The following is a 23,784-nucleotide window of genomic DNA, read 5'->3' on the forward strand; positions in this document are numbered from 1 at the left end:
GACCAACCTACGAATACGAAGCGATCGCGCTTGAGCCAGTCGTCTAAAACGTCAAACCACCCTCTACTAGGGGCGCGTCCAACTGCGATGGTCATTAGAGCAAATCTCCAAATGTTTATAAGTACAGGTTGTATCTGTATTATAGATGCCTATACAAAAGTCATCTATAAGCAGAAATTTAACTGGGTTGTTAACCAAGTTTACAATTTTTTACATACCTTTAATCATATTAGGTGTAAATCGCTAATTTTTCTAGGGGTTTTGTAATAAAAATTAATTTTTGCTCCAGATGAGGTGGGGAGATGAGCGAGATGAGTTTTTCTCTCAGCAAGAGCAGCGCCCCTGGAGCCTCTTTCCCATGCCCAAAGCCCATTTCCCTAGAATCAGTCAGCTGACGCTAAAATGAGTCCACAGTTAAATTTGATTATTGCTAAATGTTTACCATCGATTTAAGCATCAGAAACACTGCTTTCCCTATCTCTGTACAACGCAAGTCAGCAGAGGATGCTGAGGCTGTCTATCAACTGATTTTGGCAGCAATACGCTCTGGTAACCCTGACATTGTGGAACTCAAGTGCGAAGGCAAAACAGAGAAAAAAATTGCTGTCCGCGCTAGTGAAATTTCTGGGGTGCAGATTGTTCAGAAAGATGGTACGACCCCTGGTGGTGGTAGGCCACCTGGGTTTTTCGCTGTAGCTGCTGAGTAACCAAGGTTGACAAATGGCTCAAGTGGGCATTGAGGTCAAGGATTTAAATTTCAGTTGGCCTAATGGAGAGAAAGTTATCAAATCTTGCTCTTTAGAAGTACCCAAGGGCGAGTTTTGGATGCTGTTGGGTACAAATGGTAGTGGGAAATCAACGTTACTTAGACTGCTGGCGGGGCTATTAGCTCCTGAGTCTGGGGAAATTCGGGTTTTGCACCCCGTTGGCTTTGTCTTCCAAAATCCTGATCATCAACTGGTGATGCCAACGGTTGGTGCTGATGTGGCTTTTGGATTGGTGGAAGAAAAGTTACCACCTGCTGCCAGCAGAGCTAGGGTTGAGGAGGCGCTAGGAGCAGTGAATTTGCTTACTCTCCTACGACGCCCTATCTACGCACTCTCTGGGGGACAGAAACAGCGAGTAGCGATCGCAGGTGCGATCGCCCGTCGCTGTGAAGTCTTATTATTAGATGAACCCACTGCCTTACTAGATCCAGATAGCCAGTTGGATTTAGTGGCTGGTGTGCGCCGCCTTGTCAAAAGTCGAGGTATTACAGCCCTTTGGGTAACACATCGATTAGATGAGTTAAATTACTCTGACGGCGCTTTCTTGCTTGAAAAAGGCTCTCTGGTAGATAGGGGTGAACCTCAACGCCTCAAACAACGTCTAATGGAGGTACACAGCGAAGCCTCTTAATTTAGTGCTGAGTGCTGTACATGGATAGCGGGGCGTTGAGCCGGTGCTGAGTGCTGAGTAAAGTAAAAAGTATTTAGGCTTTCATAGTCGTACATCCTCCACCCTTTATAGGTGGTCTTTTAACTCAGCACTCTTCGTTTTTATTACTACTGAAAAACAACTGCAACGCGCTTTTTAAAACCGACTTTCCGCACTTCATCGTGTAATATGCGTAGATTTCCCATAGGTGGAAAAAAATGGTTAAATCAACAACATAAATCGCCAATGGTATTCAATATTAATACTTAATAATTTGAACATTATTAGGAATTTTTATTGAAAAGATAGATAATACATTTTGAAGTGCGGAATGTGGGTTAAAACAAAGGCGCATTTTAATTTGGTACGTCTGTCTTAGGTTTTAGTTTTATGAGGCTGTCGTATTTTTTATTTTGTGTAGCATAGTGTTACATACTATGCATCAATTATTATAAAACTTATGAATGAATTTTGTTAACTCTAGAAAATTGTGATTAAAAACCATGCCCCGTTCCTTACTCCAAGCCGTTTTGTTAGTAGACGGCTACAATATAATTGGCGCTTGGCCTTGCCTTAAAAAAACGCGTGATAGTGTTGGACTAGAGGCAGCACGGGGTGAACTTGTGGAAGCGATGACGGGTTATAGTGCGTTTCAAGGTTATGCAACTCAAATAGTTTTTGATGCCCAATATCAGAACTCCTCTAGTAATAAAGAAATAATTACTGAGCTTTTATCAGTTTATTACACTGATTTTGGACAGACAGCAGATACTTATATTGAAAAATCCTGTGCGTCTATGCGCCAGCAAATAGCCCAATCATTGATTTCTCGTGTAATTGTTGCTACATCAGATCGGGCACAGCAGTTGATGATACAGGGGTATGGGGCTGAATGGTTATCGGCACAACAACTCTGTGGGGAAGTGGAAGCTACCGTCTGCCGGATGCGACAGAAATATCATACGCGCAAACAATCTAAGAGTAGGTTTTTAGCTAATGCTATTGATGCTAAAGCGCGGCAGCGTCTGGCTGAATTACGAATGGGATTACAGTAGATATTAATATTTAAAAGTCTCTGCTTAAGTTTCTGAATGGATTTTGGCTGCAAAAATTCTATAATTAAGCATCTAAAAAAAATATTAGCGAAAGTACTTGCCAAATCCTCTTTTTAGCCCTAAGATTATAAATTGTGAGTGGTCCTCAGTAGCTCAGTGGTAGAGCGATCGACTGTTAATCGATTGGTCGCTGGTTCGAATCCAGCCTGGGGAGTTTTAAATTTTTAATTCTAGATTTTGGATTATCCGTCATGTATTTTGGTAATACAAGGATAAAACTGACGACTTCTGTCGGTGCGGATGTCTAGGATTTTGTATTTGTCCCAAATGCAACGACCACTGGGAATTAGGTGTTAAGGTGGCTCACGTTTTCAACAGAGGATGAAATACTTACCACCAACCACGAATACAATGCTTGCCGCAATGCACTTGATTTTATTGCTAGTCGCACTGGTGTGCGGATGGTAGCAAAAATTCCTTTTTTTGCCATGAAAGCAAATTGATATGATTACTTGCTATTTACGCTACGTTATCGACCCTGATAGAATTTCGGATTTTGAAGTATATGGACGTATGTGGATTCCGTTGGTGGAAAAATTCGGTGGAAAGCATCACGGGTACTTTCTTCCACATGAAGGAGCTAATAATATTGCCGTAGCTCTGTTCAGTTTTTCCAGCCTTGCAGCATACGAGCAATACCGGATAGAGTCCCAGCAAGATCCAGCTTGTCAGGAAGCATACGAATTTGCCCGTCGAACAAAGTGTATTATTAGTTATGAACGATCGTTTATGCGCCCAGTTTTAGGTGATATTACCCTTAGGAGATAAGCTGACTATTTACTGAGGGACTTGTGAAGCCACGCGATCGCAAATTAGGCAATCCACCAGATCCACTTTTTGGTTTTAGAAAGTTCCGCTCCGAATGAAATCGGGATATTACGGGACACGATCGACCTGCCTAGCTGGAATCGAAATCCTAATACTCCCTACCCTCATGTTAAACTCCGAATGGATTTCCGGGGCGCTCAACATAGGATCGAGTATCGCAGGTACTTTTGTCTATCACTGCCATATCCTTGGGCATGAAGACAGAGGTATGATGGCAAAAATTCAAGTCAACCAAAGCTGAGTTCGACTGCCGTAGCCACTCTACAATAGCTCCCAATAGTTCTCGGTTAACAATTAAGCAGGTGTGTCGGAAAGTGTTTATCGATTAGCTGTTGTACGCCCATACGCTCTATTTGAGTTAGAAGTATAGGTATAAGGTATATCATCGACTTCTTCGTTTGTAATTATAGGTTCAGTAGCCATAATTGCGAAGATATACCTAATTGAGTCTTTTTGGCAATATGCCCTTAGATATACTTTTGACTAAGCTGTTGCGCCTTTAATTTGCACTAATATTTTTTCAACATGGTTGTGGGGTGGGCAACATGAGCGCCCTGATTGTGCAAGATGTATACATAACAGCTTATCTAGTTTTCCTAACTCCCTAAAAAATGGGCGAACCGGGAGTTATTAAACTAAGTATCAATGCTTTTTTAACTTGGTCGAACTGACGTAAAATTAAGAGTACAAATACTTTATATTAGGAAGTTTGGTGATATGTCCCTAAGTTTATCAAGTGTATTTGATGCCAATTTCTATCGTAGTGCTAATACTGACTTAGCTGGTTTAAATGATGCTCAAGCTTTATCACACTTCGAGGCTTATGGTTTAAATGAAGGCCGTTCTTTCTCACCACTGATTAATTTAAATTTTTATCGGTCTAGCAATTCTGACCTGGCAGACTTCAACAACAGCCAACTGTTGAATCATCTAGAGAATTATGGTGTAGCTGAGGGACGCAGTTTCTCTCCATTGGTTGACCTTAACTACTATCGTGCTACAAACAATGACCTTACAGGCTTGAACAACGAGCAATTATTTAATCATCTGGAAAACAACGGTATTACTGAAGGTCGTAGCTTTGATCCACTTTTCGATTTTGCACAATATCAGTTCCTTAACTCTGATCTGGCAAGTCTAAATAATTCTCAACTTTTAAACCACTTTGAAATCAATGGGATAAACGAAGGGCGTGAGTTTTCACCCTATTTTGACTTTAACTACTATCGTACTAACAACCAAGACTTAGCTAATTTGAACAACAATCAGTTGTTGCAGGACTTTGAAATTAATGGGATAAATGAAGGGCGTAAATCTTCACCCTATTTTGATGCTGGTTTCTATAAAGCAAATAATCCCGATTTGGCTTCTTTGAAAGGCATCAATTTAGTCGAACACTTTAGTTTATATGGTGCCTCTGAAGGACGTCAGGCTGCGAGTGAATACGCTGGCAACACATTAGACACTGCTCGCCAACTGACGATAGGTTCAAATTCTACTCTAGTATCAGAACATGTGGGTTCATCCGATCCTAATGACTACTATCAGTTCACTTTAAATCAACCTAGTACTGTTACGATAGATAAATTTAGCTTTTCTGGGAGCATCAGTGAACAACTGCTTAATGCAAGCGGTCAGATTTTAGCTTCTAATACTGCTTCTAATACTGGTAACGATCAAAATAGTAGTATATCTCAAGCAACTCAAAGCATTTCATTAAATCCAGGAACTTATTATATACAGATTCAAGGTCAAGCAGAGAATACTAATTACCGATTCTACCTTACTACGGCAGAACAGAATCAAACACAACCTGACTCGCTTGGGCTAACATTTCCCGATATAACAACATTTCCCGATATAACAGGTGGTACGGGTCTAGCGGATATAATACAATTGGCTGAGGATATGAAATTGATGGTCTAGTACAGCAGAGCGGAAATAAACAGACAATATTGGTGGGAGAATAAATAATCAGGTTGAAACCAGTTTCCGCAGGCGGCTCAGGAAATGAGAGTGTGTTAAGATACTCCACTAATGTTACCGTTATCTGCATTTAGAAGAAGTTTTCAAGCGATCGCTTTTGCTTAAAACTCGAATAATTGCGCGAGTTTAGTTAGCACAAATCCCCGATTTCTCAAGGAAGTTGGGGATTTTTTGGCCTTCAATTCTCACAAATAAAATAGTATTGCTATAGCTTTATAAATTCAAGTTAACTATGAAATATTACAGCTACTAAAGGCAATAAGGCTAGAAGAAAACCATGCCAAGATTCAAATTGAGAGGCTTGGGTTGCTTCTGGAGGTGCTAATAGGGCTTCTATTCTTTGTTGTAACCGATCTACGCCAGAGGAACCCAATGCAGCACAGCAAATTTCTGATAATACTGGGCTGGTACTAACTACTAATAAAAGTGATTCTGCTAACACTAAAGGGTCTACCTGCAATGCTGCATAACCATCAGCACGGAGTTCGCGCAAAGCTAAAAGTTCTTCCCACAAAGGCTCTGTATTCGGCAACCAAGCGGTGCAGGAACGCACCCAACCCAGCCAAAAAAACCAGAATGTATCCCTGTAATGGTGATGCCCTTGCTCATGGGCTAAGACGCTTTCTAAATGATTTGGTGAGAGAGTTTGCAGTAAACCCTGGCTAACGACTAATTCTGGTTGCCAAAAACCAATTTGACCGGCAAACAACGCCCCCGTTTGCAGTAACCTGGCTCGTTTATCCCCCAAATTTATTAGAGGACAGTTACGAGCAGATTCCACAGACTGCCAACCTTGAAAGGCGAGTTTAATGCATGAAATGGCAAAAAATGCCAAATAAATTAATGCTAGTAAATAGCTGACTGAGCCTGTGTACATCCCACCCATTTGTCCTTGGGGTCCCATAAACAGCACAGCGATCGCAGTCATGAAAATTAACAAGGGCGGGAAGAGAAACAAAAATAGCGATCGCCCCCATCGCATACTCCAATTGCCTTGGGCTTGATTACAAGCGGATCTTAACCACCAGGCAACTGCCAAAGCATTCAAAATCATCATTAGATGCATCATTTTTCCTCCCTGGCTTGGCGTGCAGATTGAATACGTTTGGCGATCGCTGCTATTTGTTCACTGGCTGCTTCATCTAAGCTATCGGCAAAGGCTGCGACAACATCGGGGTTCCCCACCGCCAGAAATCGCTGTAACTGCTCGTGAGCTTTGATCACATCTGATTGCTGTTTACTCAGCATTGGCCGCCAATAGAAGGCTCGCTCCTTCTTATCGCAGGCTAGCCAACCTTTATCAGTGAGGCGACGTAAGACAGTGGTGACAGAAGTATACGCTAATTCGCGGTTGGGGTCAGCCAGAATGCGATCGTGTACATCCTTTACTGTGGCTGAACCAAGTTCCCAGATGATATTTAAAATTTCCGCTTCCAATGGGCCTAAAGATAGTTGTTTAGGGCGGTAGTCGGGTAAAGGTGCCATAGCAATTTCAATGGGGAGTGGGGAATGGGGAATGGGGAATGGGGAGTGGAAAATGAGTGAATATCCGTTCCTTTGCGCTTTAACCTTTTCCGCTTTTAGAAGGTGTGTTCTTGTTTTACATTACAAGATAGTGCAGCAAGTCTGAAAGTCTAAAGGCATAAAAACGGGCTTTTTGAATATTTATTAGGGATTAGGAACTCTTAAGATTTAGTTAAAACCCCGCCCCTAGTGAGCGAATTTATTTTCTGGCTTTTCACCTCATCTCGAAAAGCTAACCCCCTTCCCGATGCTCTAAAGGGGAAAATTCAGATTTATTCCCCACTCCCTACTCCCCACTCCCATTTATGTAAATTACATACATTCTGCTTTTTGATGGTAAAAAAGGCTCTGGGAAAAATTGAGATTATAGTTAGTGACACCAACTAGGTAGAATGTTATTTGCGACAGTAGTATTAAACTAGGTGTATCCAGCGCGTGAAGCTATTCGTATACCACACTCCTGAATTGACTCCAACGGGTAAAGCGCCAGAATGTGCGATCGCAGTCGATGTCTTGCGAGCCACTAGCACAATTGCGACAGTTTTGGCAGCTGGAGGCGAAGCTGTACAAGTATTCAGCGATTTAGATCAGTTAATTGAAGTTAGCGAAAAATGGCCTGCCGAAAAACGTCTGCGGGCTGGAGAACGCGGTGGCGCGAAAGTAGCTGGCTTTGAGTTGGGTAACTCTCCCCTCGACTGCACACCAGAATTAGTCCAAGGGCGTCGCTTATTTATCAGTACCACCAATGGCACTCGTGCCTTACAACGGGTACAAGACTCCCCAAATCTATTAGCAGCAGCCTTGATTAACCGGGCGGCGGTGGTGCAATTTCTTCAAAAGTTGCAACCTGAGACAGTGTGGATTGTCGGTTCTGGTTGGGAAGGCAGTTTTTCTTTAGAGGATACAGTTTGTGCAGGTGCGATCGCTCATAGTCTTTTACAGCATACACAATTGTCGCCAGAAGAATTAGCTGGTAATGATGAAGTAATTAGTGCGATCGCTCTTTACTCTCAATGGCAAGATAACTTATTGGGATTACTTCACCAAGCTAGTCACGGCCAACGATTGTTGCGTCTCGACTGTCATGAAGATTTAAAATATTGTTCCCAAACTGATATTTTAGATGTCTTGCCCATACAACATGAAACGGGAGTTTTGAAAAGTCAAAGTAAATAGGGAATGGGGAACTCGACGTCCCCACCAAGTGCGGATTGGGGGCATGGGGAATAGGGAATGAAACAATTCACACTCTTGCCTCCGGCACCCTCTGCGAACGCTTTTTCTTAATTAAACTAAGCCCGACACTAGGGGTGGGGTTTCGACCTACGTTGTGATGATGCGGATTATTTCGCGCCACTTGCGGGCGAGGTTTTTACCTTTTCCCCTTATTCATAAACTTAATTAATAATGCCCTATGCACTAGGGCTATTTCATTCTCATCTAGCCCGCCTCAGAATGAATTCTGAGTCTAATAGCACTCATTCATCTAAAGATGACTGAGACTCATGTTCTAGTCGGTTTTAACGGACTTTAGCTAAAAGCCAAAGAACTTTAGTTCTGGGCGGTTTATGTATAGGCTGAAATAGCCCTACCCTATGCCCCATGCCCAATTTTCAAATCTTTAAGCATTTGCCGGAGTCTTTGGCGCCAATGGGGCGGATGTGTTTCTAAAATTGCTGAGATTTTTTCACAAGCAAGAACTGAATAAGCAGGGCGACGGGCTGGTGTGGGATATTCGGCGGTTGTAATGGGGACAATACGTTCAATTTTCAAAGGGAAGCCTAGCTGTTGGGCTTCTTCAAAAATCGCAACGGCAAAGTCATACCAGCTAGCAATGCCGCTATTAGTGTAGTGATAACTACCACTAATTTCTGGGGTTAACTGGGGAATTGTCTGGGTTATGGCTGTGGCTATATCTTGCGCCCAAGTTGGGCTACCTATTTGATCGGCGACGATACAGAGTTCTTGGCGTTCTGCACCTAGTCGCAGCATGGTTTTGACAAAGTTACTTTTACCAAAGGTTCCATAAACCCAAGCAGTGCGGAGGATGAGGTGATGGGCGCAAGTTTCCCGAATTGCTTCTTCTCCAGCAAGTTTGGTTTTACCATAAATACTTAAAGGATTAGTTGCATCGGTTTCCTGGTAAGGGCGATACCGATTACCATCAAAAACATAATCGGTGGAAATATGAATTAGAAAAGCTCCTAATTTTTGGCTTTCTTGGGCAATAATTAGGGGTGCGATCGCATTAATAGCGCTAGCAAGTTCTGGTTCGCTTTCTGCTTTGTCTACAGCAGTGTAAGCAGCAGCGTTAATGATGATTTGCGGCTGTTTTGATCTGATAACGTTGCGGAGGGTATCGGGTTGGGCAAGGTCTACTGTTGGGCGTTCTACTGAGATAATATTGCCATAGTCTGGGAGTATTTGTTGCAGTTCCTTACCCACTTGACCGTTGCTACCAATCAGCAAAATTGATTTACTCATCCTAATTAGTTATTGAGCTTAAGGCAATCATCAAGCTTAATCAAATACTTCAGCAGTTCTCAAAGATTTCCCGGCTTCGTCTTTAGTTGATAAAATTGGTGGCGCACTCAAAGGCCAATCTATAGCTAAATCTGGATCGTTCCATAGAATTGTGCGATCGCCTTGGGGTGCGTAGTAATCTGTAGTTTTGTAGAGAACTTCTGCTATTTCTGAAAGCACGAGAAAGCCGTGAGCAAAGCCTGGTGGTATCCACAACAGGCGTTTGTTCTCAGCACTGAGTTCATAAGCTACCCACTTCCCGAAGGTAGTCGAACTTTTTCTAATATCTACGGCTACGTCAAAGATAGTGCCAACAATAGCCCGGACAAGTTTACCTTGGGGTTGTTGGATTTGGTAGTGCAATCCCCGCAGAACGTTTTGTTTAGAGTAGGAGTGGTTGTCTTGGACGAAGTTGGCGACAATACCAGTCTCTTGAGCAAATTTTCGGTCGTTGTAGGCTTCAAAAAAGAACCCGCGATCGTCTGTAAATACTTGGGGTTCAAGTTGTATAACTTCCGGAATTTTTGTATGTACAATGCTCATCAATATTATTTCGAGTAACCCGCCACAGTGTTAATTGTGAGAGTAATTTAATGCTTGTATTTTACAGCTAACAGGTAACGCTTCAACTGTGGCTTGTCTTGTTTTTAATAAGTAAATTACGTTAGTTCAATTTGACAGTCATCGCCAATTAGAAATCGTAAGGCTTTGGGACGACGGGGTGCAAGAGTCAATTGGGCGCGTTGCCCAATCACACTATCAATAATACGCTGATGAATTCCAGCAATTTTAGCACCTTCTAAAATCACGCTGTGTTCTAAATCGGTATCAATGAGTGTGGCATTGTTGGCAATACTACTATAAGGCCCAATAAAGCAGTTTTCTAAATGACAATTGCTACCGATGATTACTGGCCCCCGAATTGTACAGTTAATTACTTTAGATTTTGCACCGATTTTGACTCGCCCAATAATCTGACTTTGGGCATCGACTTCGCCAAAAACTGATGCTGTCAGATAGGTGTCGAGAATCAATCGGTTGGCTTCTAATAAGTCGTCTTTTTTACCAGTATCTAACCACCAACCTTTGAGATTATAGGCTAAAACTTGTTTTTCCTGATTAATTAGGTATTGAATAGCATCAGTAATCTCTAGTTCGCCTCTGGCGGAAGGTTGGATATTTGCGATCGCATCATAGATGAGGTGAGAAAAGAAATAAACCCCTACCAATGCCAGATTTGAAGGAGGAACTTTGGGTTTTTCAATTAACTGTAATACCCGTCCGGTTTCATCAACCTCAGCCACACCAAAGGCGCTAGGGTTAGCAACTGAACGTAAGAGAATCAAAGCATCTGGCTGTTGTTGGATAAATTGTTGTAGAAAATAACGTAACTCACCTAATTGAATCAGGTTATCGCCCAAGTACATCACAAAGGGAGAATCTCCTAAAAACGGACGGGCGACTAGGACGGCGTGAGCAAGTCCGGCTGGCTGGTCTTGTACAATGTAGGTGATGTTCGCTCCAAAGTATTCTCCATTTCCGGTTTTCCCTTGGACTTCTTTCCCAGTTTCCGGGTTGATGATGATGCCAATATCAGTAATACCAGCAGCGACCATTTCTTCAATCCCATACCATAAAACAGGTTTATTCGCAACTGGTACAAGTTGTTTTGCTCCACTGTAAGTGAGGGGGCGTAAGCGTGTACCTTTACCGCCAGAAAGAATTAGTGCTTTCATAAGAATTGAGGATTAATTAGAAGCCATTAGTCAAGATAATCTGAAATCTCCACAAAATCCCAAATTCTGGTATCTAATTCTGGCGTTAGTTTATCTTTTATAGATAGCGGGATAAGACTTCGACGGTTGCTTTTCCTGTTTTTTCCCAACTGAATTCTTGGGAGTGAGTGATACCTAGGCTAGAAAGGCGCGATCGCAAGTCCAAATCAGTTGCGATCGCCTCCATCGCCTCTGTAATTTCTTTGGTGTTGTAGGGATCGATCAAAATCGCCGCATCTCCAGCAACCTCTGGTAAAGAGGAGAGATTGGAAGTAATGACGGGAGTACCACAAGCCATTGCTTCCAGGACTGGTAAACCAAAGCCTTCCCAGAGACTGGGGAAAACCAGAGCGATCGCTTGATTGATGATTTTTGGCAATTCGCTGTAAGGAATATAGTCTAGGAACTTTACTTGATTAGTTATACCTAGTTCTGCAACTTGCGCTTTTAAAGTTGGGGTATAACGGCGATCGCTTGGCCCTGCTAACCACAGTTCATAGTCTTTGCAGTTAGGTAACGCAGCAAAGGCGGTAATTAAACGTTCAGGATTTTTGTGAGGATTATGCCTTCCTAAATAAAGGAAATAATTTTGCGTTGGTAAATTCAAAAAATGAAACTTTTCGCTGTCATACGCTAGTGGAATCACAGTTATTTTGTCCTCGGTAACTTCTAAAAATTTGCTTAAATCTTCAGATGTTGCGATTGAATCACAAATAACGTGCTTTGATTGTTGTATTACAGCACGAATATAATAGCTGCAATAAAGCCGTTGCGTTATAGAAAACCATTGTGGAAATCTTAAAGGAATTAAATCATGAACAGTAACAACATAAGAACAGGAAGAAAATAGAGGAGCCTCTGGGATAGGAGAAAATAATAATGTAGACTTCATCTGCCGATAAAGATTTGGCAGTTTAAATTGCGTCCATAGCAGACGCTTTAAATGCCCTTTAATACCAAAATCTGTTGTTATATCTGGTGGTGACGGATGACGTTTAATACCAGAAATTTCAATTGGACTTAAAACGTCAATATCTAAGGTTTTTAGCTCTTTAAATAAATTCAGACTATAACTTAACCAACCTGTCGGTTTAGTTGGAGCGAAAGATAAATTTCCTAAAATAGGCATAATCAAATTATTTATATTAATTAGATAAAGTTCCTTGAACAGCAGATTTTTTAAAAGTAAATAACAAAACCAGAACTTTCCAACTGTTAGGATTATTTGTAATTATAAATTCAGCAAAAAACTTATAAAAAAGATATATGCGTAATATAATTTGTTCCCACCAAGGACGATGCTTTTGGTAATAATAAATCTGGCTACGCCTATATTCTATACTCATTGTGTTTGCAGCCTTTTGAATTGAGTATCCTTTCAAATGAATCAAAGATACATGAGGGGTGTACATAATTTTATATCCTTGATACTGCGCTCTTTGGCATAAATCTGATTCTTCAAAATACATGAAAAAATTTTCGTCAAATCCACCTAATTCATGAAATAAACTTGAGCGAATAAAAAAAGCAGCCCCTACAACAATATCGACTTCTTGAATTTCTTGGAATTTCTGCTCAATTAAATTTTGCTGTGAGATATTTAAATAATCTCGATGCATCTTACGAGCTTGATATTCCCCTTTGATTCCTAATGCTGGCGAAACAGAAATTTGTAAACTACCATCTGGATTTAGCAATTTTGGCCCAATAATTCCTACTTGTGGATCTGCTTGCATCAACTCAATTAGATGGGGTAAAATATTACTAGTAAGTACAGTATCAGTATTCAATAAAAATAAAAATTCTCCAGTAGCAACTTTTACACCTGCATTATTTCCTGCTCCAAAACCGCTATTTTGAGCTTGTTTAAGTAGTCTAAATTCGGGAAAATTTTCTGAAATTAATTTAACACTACTATCACTAGAGGCATTATCTACAACGATAATTTCATAGTTAGGTATATCAATAAATTTTTCTAGAGAATTTAAGCAATCTGCTAAAATTTCTGCTCCATTATAGTTAACTAAAATAATCGACACAGAAATAGGTTGCTGTTGAGTCATTTGTTTTGGATATTATTATATTGAGATATTGACAAAAACTTAAATATATAATTTTTAATTTTTTTAATATCAAACAAAACCTTAATAATCCAAATTCTTAGAGCTATACCTTCAGAACCGTATCTGTTTTGCCAACTTTGGTAGCAAAGCTTGAGAATTCCTAAACCAAAATCTAATCGTAGAGTATCAAAAGGATTAATTAAGCTTGAATTAGTTTCATTTTGAAAACGATCAGCAAGTGCTTTACTCAAGTTATAATGAAATAAATAGCTTTTACCCGTAATTCGATATTTATTTCTAGTCCATACTATAAATTCAGTGTATATCTTTCCAGCATCTTGGACTACACCAACTGTATTAGAATTGTGAATCCTATAACGGATTAATGGTTGCCGAAGATGGGCGATTTTACCTTTTTTAATTGCAACCAAAGCTACCCACCAGTCGTGATGCCAACCAAATTCATGTTTGGGGAATGGAAGAATATAGGGAATCAGAGAAGTACAAAATAATAAAGAGCATCCTGTCACCACATTGCGAAGTAATAACAATTCTACTGTAGCTTTTTCAGGATTACGTCCCTCAAAATCCCAAGTAGAAGGATGAATAGTTTCGTCCTGACTATTAATAAGTTTCAGATCAGAATGAACCAAAAGCACTTGCTTAGAACGTAGTTCTGCTAGCAATATTTCTAATTTTTCTGCTTCCCAAATATCATCTTGATCTGAAAAGGCGATCGCTGTAATTGTAGGGTCTTGAATACAGTATTGTAAACCCCGTTCAAAATTGTAATAATGCTTAAGATTATCGCTATGAAAATGGCAAATAAATCGTGAATCATTATCAATAGTTTTTTTAATTTCAGCTTGATATTTAGGCAGAGAGCAATCATCGACAATATGACAAACCCAATTCCTCCAAGTCTGGTTTTGAATTGACTGGATTTGTTTATGAAAATATTCAAGATGAGGATTATATGTCGCTAAAACAATACCAATTTTTTCTGAACCCTGCAATTGAATTGAATTTACTAAGTTTGACATAACAAGATGTGCAACTTTTCAAAAAATATTTTTTTGATCTCAAAAAGCAAAACGGGTGGCAGGACTTTAACAAATTTTTCCTAAACTAGTAGTTGGGAATAATTATTTAGTCAGTTTGAGATTAGTTTGTTTCCTAAATGCTTGAGCATAATTACTTGTATTTACTCATTTTGTCCGTAACCAATCATTTTCTTAAATTTAAACCATAGTTTTCTCATTTGCCAAAACTTACTACTTTCCATTGCTACAATTATGGTTTTTAAGCTATAAATTTCTGATTTTGCCAGATTAACCTGAGCATTTAACTTCTCCAATTCAGTATGAGTTGTTTCCAAATTTATTTGTGTTTCCTCCAGTTCGGCATTAACTAGAAATCCAAAAACTTTATCCAAATCATCGTATTTTTTTATTAAGAAGGAAAACTTTTTATGAAAATATTTTGCCATATTTGCTGTATATTTACTAGTAGTATGAATTTGAGAAGTAGCATGATGTCTATAAGATGCTACAATTTTGGCAACTAGTTTACAGTTATAATTAGACATTGCTAATTTTAACCATAAATCGTAATCTTCCCATCCATACCAGCCATATTCAATTAATTCAGTGGAATAGCCACCTAGTTTAATAACAACTTCTTTATTAAACATTGCCATAGCATCAATATATGGTGCTCTGACTAATTCCCGGACATCCCACTCATAACATGAAAGAAAGCCTAATCCTTGTTTAGTTACATTTTCAAATTTATTGATTATGCCGTAAGTAGCTGCATAATTAGAATCTTTGATCGCATTGTATAACGTGGTTAAACAATTAGGGTAAATCCAATTATCAGCATCCATCATAAACACATAGGGTGCGCGAGCAAGTTTTAGTCCTATGTTTCTAGCATCACTTGTACCAGTATTGAAAGCTTTACTAATTAAACAAATTGGAATGTCAGACTCAGCAAGATATTGCTTAACTAGGTTTTGAGAATTATCTGTTGAACAGTCATCAACCACTAAAATGTCAAATCCTTGTGGTAAACCAGAAACCTTAGATTTACAGATACTATTTAAACATTCATGTATGTATTCAGAATAGTTAAATAGTGTGATTACTACAGTTACACACGGTGCTGTAGATTCTTTATATGCAGAGTTTACTTCATACACCCAAGGATTATGACCTAAAAATTCCGATAATTTGGCTACTTGTAAACGGCTAATTAAGGAATTTCTACGTACCTCTAAACTATCAAACTGCATTTTTTACCTCAAAATTTTTCAAGTAGTTTAAAATATTATAAACTATTCATTTTATCGATTAAAGAATTACAAACGATCTGTGCAGTGTAATTAGTTATAACAAAATCATAAGCTTCTTTAGTAATTTGACATCTAGCATTTTCATTTTCTAGATAATACTTACAATGTTCAATAATCTCTTCACTTGCGCTCATCACGAGATGCTTTCCATTCACTAAGGGTTCAATATAATCACTTTGTTCAGAAATTATGAGACAATGATTACTAATAGCCATTAAAACCCGATGCCATTCAAAATAAGTTCTATGAGCAAAGTGAATATTTAGTATAATTTTACTAGAATATAATAATTCATTTCGCTTATTCCCTGAATAAAACCCAGGAGTGGTTTTCAAGTTTGGTTTATCGATTCTTGTCATAATAAAATGACAATTATATTGACTAAAAAAATCAGCGTTTTTAGATAAAAACATCTCTCGTTTGGGTGAATGAGAACCGAGGAATAAAATATCTATTGGTTTTGATAAGTCAGTCTTATTTTCTGCTTTAAAAAATAAATCTTCATAACCTAAAGGAGTGTGAATAGCTGGAATACCGCGTTTATTAAATTCTTGAACTCCTTGTTGATTTATATCAAATACACCTTTAGCATATTTAGCTGGGTTATAAGCAATTTCAAACCAAGTACTACCTGGTTGTTCAACATTTAAAAGATAAACGTTTTTAGTAACTTTTAAAACTTTTGATGTAGATAAGGCTTTCTCGATATATAGCGGGTAAAATTCATGAGGAGCAATGACAATTTGAATTAAATTATCTTCTACCTTTGTCGCAGGTATTTTATCCACAAGCAATTCGACTGAAAGACCGCTTTTTTTAAAGCCTTCAGCAAATATTTCGGCAATTTCAGTCATAAACTGATTACCTAACGATGTGATAAATAACCTAACTGCATTTATATTTTGAGATTTTGACATTTTTCTATTTCTGTAATAATAGCGAAAACCTATGGGTTAATTTTAAGTTATTAGCTAATCTTATGATTATTTATAAATTAAAAAAACTATCGTAAGTTCTAGAATTAAGTTTTATATATTGCACTTACGCGAATTTATCTTTATATTTATTGAATCTAGAATTATAATTACTATTTTTCTCTTTTACTGATTTAAACTATCGAATTATATCTAAAGTTGGTATAGTTGTAAATTCGTATGATAAGCATCGTTATTTTTTATATTTACCTTTATTAAGAGAAAATTATAAGTTTGCGTATCAGTTTTTGGTATATTAAATTACAATTTTATTGATTTATCTTTTTTCAATCCCAATAGCCCTTTTAGTCGGAACGAGATTTTTTGTAATATTCAGAATTTACTGCTCTGCATTGCTATAATTAACTGTTGACAAAGTTCTAATTCTACCTGAGTTGATTGTAACTGAAAGTATGATCGCTCAAATTGAGCTTGAGTCTGTTGCAATTGAAAGTGCGATCGCTCCAATTATGTCTGATTATCTTGCTGTTGAGATTGCGATCGCTCAAATTGAGCTTGAGTCTGTTGCAATTGAAATTGCGATCGCTCTAAAACTTCGCCAGTTTGATGCCTACTTATTTCCATCAACTTTAACAAATCATCCTGGTTATCAATATAAACTGAATCTATCTCTGGCTTAGTAGTAAAACTCTTGTTGGAACATATTGCAAAAAAATAAATGGGTGCATTTAAACTAGAAACTTTTTGCTCGACTTTCTTACTGTCTGTTGTATAAGCTTTAAAAATATTTGCTTTTGAATTTTCTAATTTAAAGATGAAAGAACCTATAGCTATTCTTTGCCCATAAATCTCAACATAACCAAAATAACGTCTCAATAAGGCTGCTAATTCATCATAGTAAAGCTCTTTGACATGAAATGGATTAGAATATTTCGGTTCATCTGAATAAGTTAAGCGATTAGGAGAGGAAATAATTAATACTCCATCCGGCTTAAGAACTCGCTTAATCTCCTGCATCATTTCTTCATGCTTATCGTGATGCTCGATTGTTTCAAAAGATGTTACTACGTCAATTGAATTATCAGGTAGTGGTACTGAGTCGCACGAACCTACTATAAATCTTACATTATTATAAGTACTATACTCATTAGTGGCATACTCTACAACTTCAGAGCTGATATCAACTCCAACAACTGACTTAGCTGCATTTGCGAGCAATGCACAACCATATCCCTCGCCACAAGCAATATCTAATACATGTTTACCAGCTACATAGTCAACACATAGAGCATATCGATGTAGATGCTCATATTTAATTTGACCATTTAGAGAAGGAACGTATCTCTCACCTGTAAATTCCATACTTCCTATCAACCTTATAAAATTACTTTACTGCTACTAACGCTTGTGCAGAAGGATAGTCAACAGAGAATAGCCGACACTCTGAAAATCCTGCTTGGATTACGTGCTTCCAAGCGTCACACCCATATTCTGTATGAACTACAAAATCTGGTTGATTTTCCTGAGAACCATGATAACTTGCAGGCATACCTTCTCTATAAATAGTTAGCCTATCAACAATCATCGGTATAGTGAAAGCACAATATCCCCCAGGCTTTAATACCCTGTAGCACTCCGATAAACCTCGAATAGGATGCTTGATGTGTTCTAAAACATCCGAATGAACAACCAAATCAAAAGTCATATTTGCAATATTCATATTCATCATATCTATTTCTGGATATACTTTTAAAGTATGACCAGGTATTTCGACCAAAAACTTTGTTAAACTCCCCGCTTCATTAACTTCTAGTATTTGTAAGTTTTGGTTTTTTTTATGTTTCACAAAATCTTTAAAAAAACCTGTACAACCAAAACATCTCATTATTGCTTTAGCTAATGACATTGAGCGTAAGTTAGACTTACAGTTTATGCAATGTAGACCTTGCTGTTTGTTAATATATTCGACTTCATAAGGTGCAATACGCCATTCATCAATTAATTCTCTCCACAGAACACCGCCAGCTTTTAAGTTACTAGAACCGCAACAAGAACAAATCATTTTGTTAAGGTATTTGTTAATAAGTGATTTCTTAAGAAAATATCGACTTCATGGGAAACAGTAACTTGGGTAAATCGAATAAAACCAAAAGTTAAATCGGTAACTCCCGACTCTATAGCCACAGGCGCCTGCAACCAATCCATCATTTCATGGCTTTCCTGGCTACCATCAGCTATGGCTGGTTCAAGTGAATAAGTATCACTTTTAATATGAGGCCATTTTATGTTAAAACTCACACTAATCAATTTTTCTTTTTCAAATTTTGGTAATGGATGCTTATACTGATGTGTGTTCCATCCAGCAATTGGTACTCTTAATCTGTCATACATTGTAATACCAAAGATTGGACTTTCAACATGGTCGTGACTGACAATTTTCGTGGAGATTATCAAAGTATCATCAGGCATAACAAAACCTGTTTTTTTCCCTTCGTCGTTCAAAATTTCTAAGCTTAAAATTTCACAACGTCCCGTACCAAACCTCTTAACTGTCGGGAACGCCAGGAATTCTTTATTAGTAAAACAATTTTGATTTAAATTTTCTATATATTTATCCGATTTAACTTCTATGTTTCCTTCGGAATTTTTGATTATTTCTATATCGGCTTGTGAATCACTTAAGCGTTCTGTCTTATTTCTGATTCCATCATTTATTTTTTCATATACCCAGGCTTGGTATGATTTACTAATATCTATTGGAGTACCTTTTTCAATGATTTGACCATGATTAATCCAAATAGCACTTGAACAAAGACGATTTACAGATGCTATATCATGAGACACAAATAAAATAGTTCCACCAGAGTCTTGAAAATCTTTAATTTTTGCCATGCAGCGATGTACAAATACGCCATCTCCTACAGACAAAGCTTCATCTACAATCAAAATTTCCGGATTTACATTAATCGCTACTGCAAATGCCAAGCGGACAAACATACCGCTAGAATAAGTTTTAACAGGCTCATCAATAAAGTCTCCTATATCTGCAAATGCGGCTATTTCTTCAAATTTTTGTTCAAGTTCTGTTTTACTTAAGCCGAGTATCTGTCCATTAAAAAATACGTTTTGTTGTCCGGTAAACTCTGGGTTAAATCCACTTCCTAACTCTAGCAATGCAGAAACTCGACCATTAACTTTTACATCACCTTTAGTTTGAGTAAGAGTTCCAGCAATAATTTGCAGTAGTGTACTTTTGCCAGAACCATTTTGACCAATAATTCCCACAGTCTCTCCCTTGGGAATATTCAAGTTAATATCGTGCAGCGCCCAAAATTCATCTGCTCTACTTTTCCCTGGTAACAAAATTTCTTTGAGTCGATCTACAGGACGAGCATACCTTTTAAAACATTTAGATACATTCTTCAGAGAAATTGCAATTTTTTGTCCCATATTTTGCTGTCAATCCTCACACACTATAACTCAAAGACAATTATGGCATTTATACTTCTTGTCCTTACAAGACATCTGCAAAAGCTGGACGCAAGCGACGGTAACACCACAATCCGCTACAAAAAATTACTAACGCAATTAGTGAAGAAACTCCTAACTCGCCCCAATGTTTAACTTCTCCTACTAAAATTAAATCTCTATATCCTTCAACGATCGCTGTCATCGGATTTAACCAAAATACCCATCCCCGCCATTTCTCTGGTATTGCTGAGGCTGGATAAATAATTGGTGTCAAATACATCCAAATATTTAAAATCACCCCTAAAGTCTGCGGGATATCTCGCAAAAATACTGTTAGTCCTGCTGCTAAATAGCCCAATCCTGCCGTTAATAATAACTGCGTTAACCATACCAAGGGTAATAACGCCAAGGTAGTATGTAAAGTATGTGAAGTTACCGCCACAAAAAAAATCAAGGCCATTAAACCCAAGGAACTCTCAATAAACGTTGATAAGATTGGGACTAGAGGTAATAATCCCAGAGGAAACACCACTTTCTTGACTAAATTTGGGTGTCCGATTACAGAACTAGCAGCCTGACTCAAACCACCACTAAAAGCAATCCAAGGCACTAATCCCGCAAATAGCCACAAACCAAAGGTAAAGTTATTTTCTGGTAAAGTTTTCACACTTAACTTTACCTTTAACACGACCGAAAAGACATAAGTGTAAATCAGTAATTGTGATAGCTGATTTAGCAAAGGCCACAAATTGCCTAAAACAGAACCTTTATAACGCGCCTCTAAATCCCGACGCACTAAGGTTCTCAGCAAGTCAAACTTTGCCCAAAACTTTTTATTTATCGGCAATTTACGCCTTATATTCCCTGAATTACGTACGATTGATCGCATTGTTTGTAAAAAATATTAATTTTTTGATACTTAAACGCTGATTTTTTTATAAAGCTTTATAGCGATGAAAACAATTTTGTGTTACATGCAGAATACATCATTATTACTATAATCTAGAATATAGTAATTGAATTGTTTTGGTGATCGTAAAATCGGCTATTGTCAAGTGTACTTTTCCTACCAATATAAATCCAGTTGGCAACACTACTTTACTTTTAAGGTGGCGAGTTTTTGCTTAATTTAAGCTATCTAGATCAACTCCCTGCGATCGCAAATACTCTGCCAATCGCTCTGCTCCTTGATATTCTTGTTCAGCCCGTTGCCGTTCTTGTTCAGCTTTTTCTCCTCGCGTTGATACCCAACCTGCTGCATTATACCAACGCAACCACAAACCTGTTGTCTGCTGGTAAGAACCTTGCCAAAGACCCAATCCTAGTTCTAACTCTTCCAACCATAAGCGGTTATCTGGTAAAGATATTGCCTCGTAGCGAGTGCCTATGAGTTGAAAAGCACGCAAACGATTTTCATAGCGATCGTAGACAACGTAGTAGGGAACCCGCAAAATGTGTTCATATAGCGTTTCCTAACCAGATGAGGTACATCATAGCCCCCTCATCGCAAGCGATGAGGGGGTTGGGGGTGGGGTTATTGTACCTCACTGAACCGAGAACCGCTATATACTTCCCACTTTGTTGGGGGTCGGTTGACTTCTGGCAGTGTTTTTCCTAAGTCTTCTTGTTCTGTACCTGGTGAAAGTAATTCAACTAGTACTAAAAATGGATCAACCCCTTCTTGCCAAATGACGTAACTTAAGCGTAGGTCTTGCTGCTGGCTAGCACTAGATACTGCTCTCCCTCTTCTTTGCTGAATTTGTGAGAGCAGAGTCACGGATTCCGCTACACTTAGACGAAGGTTTATCTGAATTGTAATCAGGCATGGAAATCGGACAAAAGGTTAAAGTGTTTCGTTTGCGCGATCGCGTTTCTGCCCCTGTTGTAAAAAAACTAGGGCAAGTAGGTATCATCCAAGGCTACAAAGTCACCGATGGTGCTGGAATCGGTGTAGTGGTGCTGTTTGAGGACAACACTTCCACTTGGTTTTTTGAAGATGAAATTAAACCTGTGTAGTTGTGAAAAACTCAGAACCGGGTTTTTCTTGGTATCTAAAATTTATTGCACAGGCTGAAATTCTTTGTTGAGTGCTAAGTTGGAGTTGAAAAGACCGGCGGTGAAAATAGGAATCAAATAATGGCTCTAATATTGACATTTTTGGGCAAAGGCGGCACCGCTCGTACCAAAATTGCGATCGCCGCCGCCAAATTATTGGCAAGTCAAGGCAAGCGCGTACTCCTAGCAGGACAAGCAGAACCAACATTGTCAATTCTGCTCGGTACTTTCATTGCAGCCGATCCCCAGGAAATCGCTCCCAATTTGCAAGTAGTCCAGCTTCAAGCATCTGTACTACTAGAACGCAACTGGGACGAAGTGAAGAAACTTGAGGCGCAATATCTCCGCACACCCATATTCAAAGACGTTTTTGGTCAAGAACTGGTAGTATTGCCGGGGATGGACAACGCCCTAGCCCTAAATGCTATCCGCGAATATGATGGCAGTGGTAAATATGATGCGATCGTCTACGATGGCACAGGTGACTCTTTAACGTTGCGAATGTTGGGTTTGCCAGAATCTATCAGTTGGTATATCCGGCGATTTCGGCAATTGTTTGTCAACTCCGATTTGGGGAAAACGATTACTGAATCACCCTTGATTCAGCCGCTAATTAGCAGCTTTTTCAATATCAACTGGACAGCAGATAACTTTGCAGGCCCCACTAACCAAGTCAATAATTTATTAGAAAAGGGGAGAGCCGCTCTTGCTGATCCCAAGCGTCTTGCTGCTTTCTTAGTTACCACAAAAGATCCCATTGAGGTCGCAAATACTCGTTATTTGTGGGGTAGCGCTCAACAAATTGGTTTAACTGTTGGTGGTGTTCTTTTTGTATCTAATGAGAGCAATGTCAACCTATCGGAGGAATTTATCCCCCTACCTGTGAGCATTGTTCCCGACTCGCCTACAGGTGAGTGGCAACCACTCATAGACGCTTTACCCAACTTTGAAGCACAAGCTCTACAAGCTCCCAAACCAATTGAAATAGACATCCAGAATCGTCAAGTACGCCTATTCTTGCCAGGTTTTGACAAAAAGCAAGTTAAGCTCACCCAATATGGGCCAGAAGTCACGGTAGAAGCAGGAGACCATCGGCGCAATATTCCTTTACCCCCGACTTTGAGCGGCAGACCTGTTGCTGGAGCAAAGTTTCAAAATAATTATTTGATAATTTCGTTTTAAGGTATGGGAATGGGGCATGGGGAATAAAAGAACTCCGCAGAGCGAAAATTCAGCCTACCTGGGAAGAAAAAATTATTAGATACCTTTGGATTGGAGGACTGAGTTGTCATGGAGGTCACTACACCTACCTGGATGACGTGCCACGGTCTTAGACCCCAGTGGACATAGACAAAGCAGTAGCCGCACGATCATGCGGCTATTGCTTTGCCTGGTAAGGAGACTTAGTTTCTATCCGATGGATCTGTTCAGAAGTATCTAAGCTGCCACAAAAGGCTTCACGCTCCAATTGGGATCGATCACGTCAGGGAGTTGATCGGTTTGTGCATAGCTGAAGCCATTCATTTCCCAGATCACTTCCTCCGCCGTCTGCTTGTTACGCCAGAGGATCTCAGGTGTTCTGTCGCTACCAAGATCAGCAACGCCCGCAATCTGCCAGTTTGGATCAGCTATCTGAGTAATAAAGTGGTCGGTTTCCAGGGTGAAGTCATCCTTCATCTGCCAAATCATGTTCTCGCCGCTTGCCTTGTTGCGCCAGACGATATCAGGTGTACCGTC

24 protein-coding genes, 1 tRNA gene and 3 pseudogenes are annotated in these 23,784 nt (G+C 39.0%); 11 read left to right on the forward strand and 17 right to left on the reverse strand.

Annotation, left to right across the window (positions count from 1 at the left end):
* Positions 1 to 434: 434 nt before the first annotated feature.
* From V7K32_RS13725 to V7K32_RS13755, 8 genes and pseudogenes are all read left to right on the forward strand, one after another.
* Entirely contained in the window at positions 435 to 707 is a 273-nt protein-coding gene (locus V7K32_RS13725) for a hypothetical protein (RefSeq protein WP_012410874.1), read from the forward strand.
* Positions 708 to 720: 13 nt separating this feature from the next.
* Entirely contained in the window at positions 721 to 1,398 is a 678-nt protein-coding gene (locus V7K32_RS13730; RefSeq protein ID WP_334994028.1) for an ABC transporter ATP-binding protein, read from the forward strand.
* Positions 1,399 to 1,919: 521 nt separating this feature from the next.
* Positions 1,920 to 2,471: an NYN domain-containing protein gene (locus tag V7K32_RS13735; protein WP_190731514.1), complete on the forward strand. Its 552-nt coding sequence runs from the start codon at positions 1,920 to 1,922 to the stop codon at positions 2,469 to 2,471.
* 142 nt (positions 2,472 to 2,613) lie between these two features.
* A tRNA-Asn gene (locus V7K32_RS13740) sits at positions 2,614 to 2,685 on the forward strand.
* Positions 2,686 to 2,746: 61 nt separating this feature from the next.
* Positions 2,747 to 2,953 (forward strand): annotated as a pseudogene (locus V7K32_RS13745) (aminotransferase class V-fold PLP-dependent enzyme); the annotation flags it as partial.
* Positions 2,954 to 2,975: 22 nt separating this feature from the next.
* A complete protein-coding gene (locus V7K32_RS13750; RefSeq protein WP_334994031.1) occupies positions 2,976 to 3,299 on the forward strand; it encodes an NIPSNAP family protein in 324 nt (107 codons plus the stop codon).
* Positions 3,300 to 3,465: 166 nt separating this feature from the next.
* On the forward strand, positions 3,466 to 3,600 hold the full coding sequence (locus tag V7K32_RS28755) for a multicopper oxidase domain-containing protein (protein WP_442938737.1): 135 nt from the start codon (positions 3,466 to 3,468) through the stop codon (positions 3,598 to 3,600).
* A 476-nt stretch (positions 3,601 to 4,076) separates the two neighbouring features.
* Positions 4,077 to 5,285, forward strand: coding sequence for a hypothetical protein (locus V7K32_RS13755; protein WP_334994033.1), 1,209 nt, complete (start codon positions 4,077 to 4,079; stop codon positions 5,283 to 5,285).
* A 286-nt stretch (positions 5,286 to 5,571) separates the two neighbouring features.
* Here V7K32_RS13755 and V7K32_RS13760 read toward each other — a convergent pair whose 3' ends face one another.
* Together V7K32_RS13760 and V7K32_RS13765 are read right to left on the reverse strand one after the other, a co-directional pair.
* Positions 5,572 to 6,411 carry a M56 family metallopeptidase gene (locus V7K32_RS13760; protein WP_334994065.1) on the reverse strand — a complete coding sequence of 280 codons (840 nt, stop codon included), beginning with the start codon at positions 6,409 to 6,411 and terminating at the stop codon, positions 5,572 to 5,574.
* Positions 6,411 to 6,830: a BlaI/MecI/CopY family transcriptional regulator gene (locus V7K32_RS13765; RefSeq protein WP_334782443.1), complete on the reverse strand. Its 420-nt coding sequence runs from the start codon at positions 6,828 to 6,830 to the stop codon at positions 6,411 to 6,413. Before V7K32_RS13765 ends, V7K32_RS13760 begins: the two co-directional genes overlap by 1 nt.
* 474 nt (positions 6,831 to 7,304) lie before the next feature.
* On the opposite strand from V7K32_RS13765, the gene V7K32_RS13770 reads away from it, so the two are divergent.
* The gene (locus V7K32_RS13770) at positions 7,305 to 8,045 is read left to right on the forward strand and encodes a 2-phosphosulfolactate phosphatase family protein (RefSeq protein WP_334994035.1); all 741 of its coding nucleotides are present in this window, start codon (positions 7,305 to 7,307) and stop codon (positions 8,043 to 8,045) included.
* A gap of 417 nt (positions 8,046 to 8,462) precedes the next feature.
* Here V7K32_RS13770 and rfbD read toward each other — a convergent pair whose 3' ends face one another.
* From rfbD to V7K32_RS13840, 14 genes and pseudogenes are all read right to left on the reverse strand, one after another.
* Positions 8,463 to 9,353 carry a dTDP-4-dehydrorhamnose reductase gene (gene rfbD / locus V7K32_RS13775; RefSeq protein ID WP_334994037.1) on the reverse strand — a complete coding sequence of 297 codons (891 nt, stop codon included), beginning with the start codon at positions 9,351 to 9,353 and terminating at the stop codon, positions 8,463 to 8,465.
* Between the two features lie 36 nt (positions 9,354 to 9,389).
* Positions 9,390 to 9,935 (reverse strand): dTDP-4-dehydrorhamnose 3,5-epimerase, encoded by a 546-nt coding sequence (gene rfbC, locus V7K32_RS13780; RefSeq protein WP_334994039.1) that lies wholly within the window; start codon positions 9,933 to 9,935, stop codon positions 9,390 to 9,392.
* Positions 9,936 to 10,051: 116 nt separating this feature from the next.
* On the reverse strand, positions 10,052 to 11,128 hold the full coding sequence (locus tag V7K32_RS13785; RefSeq protein WP_334994041.1) for a glucose-1-phosphate thymidylyltransferase: 1,077 nt from the start codon (positions 11,126 to 11,128) through the stop codon (positions 10,052 to 10,054).
* A 97-nt stretch (positions 11,129 to 11,225) separates the two neighbouring features.
* Positions 11,226 to 12,296 (reverse strand): glycosyltransferase family 4 protein, encoded by a 1,071-nt coding sequence (locus V7K32_RS13790; protein WP_334994043.1) that lies wholly within the window; start codon positions 12,294 to 12,296, stop codon positions 11,226 to 11,228.
* Between the two features lie 16 nt (positions 12,297 to 12,312).
* Positions 12,313 to 13,230, reverse strand: a complete 918-nt coding sequence (locus V7K32_RS13795; protein WP_334994045.1) for a glycosyltransferase family 2 protein — start codon at positions 13,228 to 13,230, stop codon at positions 12,313 to 12,315.
* The gene (locus tag V7K32_RS13800; RefSeq protein ID WP_334994047.1) at positions 13,227 to 14,273 is read right to left on the reverse strand and encodes a glycosyltransferase; all 1,047 of its coding nucleotides are present in this window, start codon (positions 14,271 to 14,273) and stop codon (positions 13,227 to 13,229) included. Before V7K32_RS13800 ends, V7K32_RS13795 begins: the two co-directional genes overlap by 4 nt.
* 161 nt (positions 14,274 to 14,434) lie before the next feature.
* A complete protein-coding gene (locus V7K32_RS13805) occupies positions 14,435 to 15,526 on the reverse strand; it encodes a glycosyltransferase family 2 protein (protein WP_334994049.1) in 1,092 nt (363 codons plus the stop codon).
* A gap of 35 nt (positions 15,527 to 15,561) precedes the next feature.
* Positions 15,562 to 16,503: a glycosyltransferase gene (locus tag V7K32_RS13810; protein ID WP_334994051.1), complete on the reverse strand. Its 942-nt coding sequence runs from the start codon at positions 16,501 to 16,503 to the stop codon at positions 15,562 to 15,564.
* A gap of 525 nt (positions 16,504 to 17,028) precedes the next feature.
* A complete protein-coding gene (locus V7K32_RS13815; RefSeq protein ID WP_334994053.1) occupies positions 17,029 to 17,883 on the reverse strand; it encodes a class I SAM-dependent methyltransferase in 855 nt (284 codons plus the stop codon).
* Between the two features lie 22 nt (positions 17,884 to 17,905).
* Positions 17,906 to 18,427, reverse strand: a complete 522-nt coding sequence (locus V7K32_RS13820; protein ID WP_334994055.1) for a class I SAM-dependent methyltransferase — start codon at positions 18,425 to 18,427, stop codon at positions 17,906 to 17,908.
* Between the two features lie 152 nt (positions 18,428 to 18,579).
* Complete coding sequence (locus V7K32_RS13825; RefSeq protein WP_334994057.1) at positions 18,580 to 19,971, reverse strand: ABC transporter ATP-binding protein; 1,392 nt, start codon at positions 19,969 to 19,971, stop codon at positions 18,580 to 18,582.
* A gap of 64 nt (positions 19,972 to 20,035) precedes the next feature.
* Complete coding sequence (locus V7K32_RS13830) at positions 20,036 to 20,881, reverse strand: ABC transporter permease (RefSeq protein ID WP_334994059.1); 846 nt, start codon at positions 20,879 to 20,881, stop codon at positions 20,036 to 20,038.
* A gap of 235 nt (positions 20,882 to 21,116) precedes the next feature.
* Positions 21,117 to 21,455: pseudogene (locus tag V7K32_RS13835) on the reverse strand (hypothetical protein); the annotation flags it as partial.
* A 71-nt stretch (positions 21,456 to 21,526) separates the two neighbouring features.
* Positions 21,527 to 21,769, reverse strand: a complete 243-nt coding sequence (locus V7K32_RS13840; RefSeq protein WP_334994067.1) for a hypothetical protein — start codon at positions 21,767 to 21,769, stop codon at positions 21,527 to 21,529.
* A gap of 47 nt (positions 21,770 to 21,816) precedes the next feature.
* Here V7K32_RS13840 and petP point away from each other — a divergent pair, with 47 nt between their 5' ends.
* Positions 21,817 to 22,008 (forward strand): cytochrome b6f subunit PetP, encoded by a 192-nt coding sequence (gene petP, locus V7K32_RS13845; protein WP_334994061.1) that lies wholly within the window; start codon positions 21,817 to 21,819, stop codon positions 22,006 to 22,008.
* A gap of 120 nt (positions 22,009 to 22,128) precedes the next feature.
* Positions 22,129 to 23,229, forward strand: a complete 1,101-nt coding sequence (locus tag V7K32_RS13850) for a Get3/ArsA fold putative tail anchor-mediating ATPase NosAFP (RefSeq protein WP_334994063.1) — start codon at positions 22,129 to 22,131, stop codon at positions 23,227 to 23,229.
* 255 nt (positions 23,230 to 23,484) lie between these two features.
* On the opposite strand, the pseudogene V7K32_RS13855 reads toward V7K32_RS13850, so the two are convergent.
* Positions 23,485 to 23,784 (reverse strand): annotated as a pseudogene (locus tag V7K32_RS13855) (hypothetical protein); the annotation flags it as partial.

The organism is Nostoc sp. (genome assembly GCF_036917635.1).
Classification (GTDB): Bacteria; Cyanobacteriota; Cyanobacteriia; order Cyanobacteriales; family Nostocaceae; genus Nostoc.